This is a genomic window from Mesorhizobium sp. M7A.F.Ca.CA.002.09.1.1, assembly GCF_003998555.1.
Taxonomy (GTDB): domain Bacteria; phylum Pseudomonadota; class Alphaproteobacteria; order Rhizobiales; family Rhizobiaceae; genus Mesorhizobium; species Mesorhizobium ciceri.
On sequence record NZ_RZRR01000645.1, the window covers coordinates 1 to 3,318 of the forward strand.

The 3,318-nt window shown below is 62.8% G+C and carries 3 protein-coding genes and 1 pseudogene; all 4 read right to left on the bottom strand.

All coding sequences use genetic code 11. The features are described 5' to 3' along the window. Nucleotides 1-654, bottom strand: a 654-nt coding sequence (locus EN994_RS23740) for an ABC transporter ATP-binding protein (RefSeq protein WP_164746114.1), incomplete at its 3' end; no start/stop codon positions are given. Between the two features lie 79 nt (nt 655-733). After that, nucleotides 734-2,071: an ABC transporter substrate-binding protein gene (locus EN994_RS23745; RefSeq protein ID WP_013528156.1), complete on the bottom strand. Its 1,338-nt coding sequence runs from the start codon at nt 2,069-2,071 to the stop codon at nt 734-736. 80 nt (nt 2,072-2,151) lie between these two features. Then, nucleotides 2,152-3,192, bottom strand: coding sequence for a branched-chain amino acid ABC transporter permease (locus EN994_RS23750; protein ID WP_063169860.1), 1,041 nt, complete (start codon nt 3,190-3,192; stop codon nt 2,152-2,154). Nucleotides 3,193-3,195: 3 nt separating this feature from the next. Next, a pseudogene (locus EN994_RS36310) lies at nt 3,196-3,318 on the bottom strand (branched-chain amino acid ABC transporter permease); the annotation flags it as partial.

A 3,318-nucleotide genomic window follows, 5' to 3' on the forward strand; every position in this document is an offset into this window, starting at 1 on the left:
GGCATGGTCGGCATATCGCAGCGCCACTGCGGAGTTCTGCTCGGCGACCAGGATGGATAGGCCAGTCTCGCGGTTGAGTTTTTTCAAGCTCTGGAAGATGTCCTGGACGATGATTGGCGCGAGCCCCATCGACGGTTCGTCCAGGACGAGCAGCCGCGGCCGCGACATCAGCGCCCTGCCGATGGCGGTCATCTGCTGTTCGCCGCCGGAGGTCAGGCCGGACAATGTCCGGCGTTTTTCCCGAAGCCTCGGGAAATAGCCGTAGATCCGTTCGAGATCCCCGTTGATCTCGGCGCGGCTGCCGCTGCGGCCGATGCCGCCGGCGATCAGATTCTCCTCGACGGTGAGGCTTTTGAAGCAGTGGCGGCCTTCCAGCACCTGAACCAGCCCGGCGCGCACCAGATCACCCGGTTTGCGGCGCGAGACATCCGAGCCGTCATAGCGGATGGTGCCGGCATTGACCTGGCCGCGTTCGGCCGGCAGCAGGTTGGAGACGGCCTTCAGCGTCGTGGTCTTGCCAGCGCCATTGGCACCGAGCAATGCCAGTATCTGGCCGCGCCTGAGCTCGAAACTGACGCCATGCAGCGCCGTGATGGCGTGGTTGTAGGTGGCATGGACCGTGTCCACAGCAAGAATGACGTCATCGTTCGGCATAGGCTGTTCTTTCGCGGTTCGAAAACCGAACAGGTCGGGCGCCACGGAAACTTGGTCCGCGACGCCCGGCACTGACTGATCAGTTGGTGGTCACAGCATTGGCATCGTCGGCGGTGCGCAGCTTGATGCCCTTCTCGGCGGCGTAGGCCTCGGCGGACTTCTCGATGATTGGCCGCAGCAGCGCCCAGTCCGGCGCGATCCAGTCGGAGACGACGTTCCACTTCTTGCCGTCCCACTGCTGGAAGGTCACGTAGCCTTCGCCTTCATGGTTGTCCCAGCTGACATTGATCGAGTGGAACAGGTCCTTGGCGCCGAGCGCCTCGACCTTGGCCGGATCAAGCTTGAGATGCTCGAAGCCCCAGCGGACCTCGTCGCCGGTCAGCGTGCGGTGGCCGAACTTCTCCTGCGCGATCCGGATCGCCTCGACATTGAGGATGCCGTTGACGATGCCGAGATTGTGGTAGACCGAGCCGATGCGCGCCTTGTCTTCAAGGTTACCCTTGCCGGCGCCGTAGACCGTCTTCACGATCTCCTGAACCACCGGGTAGGAGTTGCCGGAAGCCTGCGTGGTGATGGCGGTGTAACCCTTGGCGGCGTCGCCGGCAGGGATGACATCCTCTTCAGAATTCGACCAGACATTGCCGACGATGTGATCGACGGGATAGCCGACCTTGACCGCCGTCTTCAGCGCCACCGGGTTCATCACACCCCAGCCGCGCAGGACGACGAAATCCGGCTTGGCGCGGCGGATGGTCAGCCACTGCGACTGCTGCTCGTTGCCGGGATGCGGCACCTCGATCTGCTGCACGGTGAAGCCGTATTTCTGCGCCAGCAGCTCATAGATCGGGATGGTCTCCTTGCCGTAGGGCGAGCCGTGATAGAGCACGACGATCTTCTTTCCCTTCAGCTTGTCGATGCCGCCTTCCTTGGAGGCGATGTAGTTCACGATGCCTGATGTCTCGCTGTAGGGATTGAGCAGCAGCGGGAAGACGTAGGGGAAGACACGCCCGTCGGTGGAATCGGTGCGGCCGTGGTTGACGGTGATCAGCGGCACCTTGTCGGCGGTGATGCGGTCAATCATGGCATAGGCGATGCCGACCGAGAGCGGGTTCCAGGCGGCGGCGCCGGCATGGCTCTTCTGCCGCTCGTAGCATTCGACGCCGCGCTCGACCTCGTACTGGGTCTCGCATTCGTCCCAGGTCAGCTTGACGCCGTTGACGCCGCCGTCGCGGATGTTGATGAGGTTGAGATAGTCGATGAAGCCGCCGAAGAAGCCGGTGCCGCCGGCCGCGTAAGGCCCGACGCGATAGCTCTGCAGCGGAAAATATTGTTCGTCGGCGTGCGCGGCGGGCAAGGCCACCGACACGATCATCGCCGCGGACAACGCCGCCGCCTTGATTGTGCTGAGGAAAGTCATGGTCGAGGTACTCCCGGTATGGGCCGTCTTGTTCGGCCCCTTGTTCATTTTCCGATGGGATTCATTTTCAATGCATCAGCTCAAGTCGACTGCCAGGCGAACAGGAGCCGTCTTCGGACCCTGTCCCACAGCGCCACCAGCCCGTCGGGCTCAAGGATCAGAAACAGGATGATGAGCGCGCCCAGAACGATGCGCTGGCTCATGTCGAGCACGCCCGAATCGAAGAGATCGCCGAGCAGGAAGCCGCCGAGGCGCGACAGAGCGAGCGGGAAAACCACGATGAGGGCGGCGCCGAAAAACGCGCCGCGGATCGAAGCCAGCCCGCCGATGATGATGATGAACAGGATTTGGAACGACCGATCGAGATCGAAGCCGTCCGGCTCGACGGTCCTCAGATAGGCGAAGGCCCAGATGACGCCTGCGACGCCGATGATGAAGGACGAGATGGCGAAGGCCAGCAGCTTGGTCTTCAGCACCGGGATGCCGATGATGCGGGCGGCGGTTTCATTGTCGCGGATGGCGATGAAGTTGCGACCGGTCTGCGACGAGACCAGCCTATAGGCAAGGAAGGTCAGGACGGTGACGATTGTCAGCGCGAAGAGATAGCGACCGATGGCGCCGTCGAGCGCGAAACCTGAGATCGACAGTCTCGGCGCGTCGATGACGCCTGACGCCGAGTTGTTGGAGAACCAGCTGAACTTGGTCAGCGCCCATTGCACGAAGAACTGCGCGGCGAGCGTCGATACTGCGAGATAAAAACCCCTCAGCCGCAGGCTGGGCAGGCCAAAGACGATGCCGATCGCGGCGGCGACGATGCCGGCCAGGAAGATGCTGCCGATCGGCGGCAGGCCCTCGACGCGCAGGTTGAAATTATAGGCGGCGAAGGCGCCCGCCGCCATGAAGGCGGCACTGCCCAGCGAGACCTGGCCGGCATAGCCGGTGAGAATGTTCAAGCCCACGCCGGCGAGGCTGAGCGCCAGGAACGGCAGCAGGATGGCCTCGAACAGATAACTTGAGCCGATCAGCGGCACGACACCATAGGCGAAGGCGAGCAGCAGGACCGGTACGACCCATTTCGGCAGCACCGGCGCGGCGACGAAATCGCTTGTTATCGCGGTCATCGTTCAGATCCTCTCAACGAGCTTCTGGCCGAACAGGCCGGAAGGGCGGATCAGCAGGAAGACGAGCGCGACGACATAGGCAAACCAGCTCTCGATGCCGCCGCCGAAATAATCGCCGATATAGAC

Bases quoted from the DNA above. Each gene is read 5' to 3' on its own strand.
- EN994_RS23750 (WP_063169860.1), bottom strand. From the start codon at position 3,192: ATGACCGCGATAACAAGCGATTTCGTCGCCGCGCCGGTGCTGCCGAAA.
- EN994_RS23745 (WP_013528156.1), bottom strand. From the start codon at position 2,071: ATGACTTTCCTCAGCACAATCAAGGCGGCGGCGTTGTCCGCGGCGATG.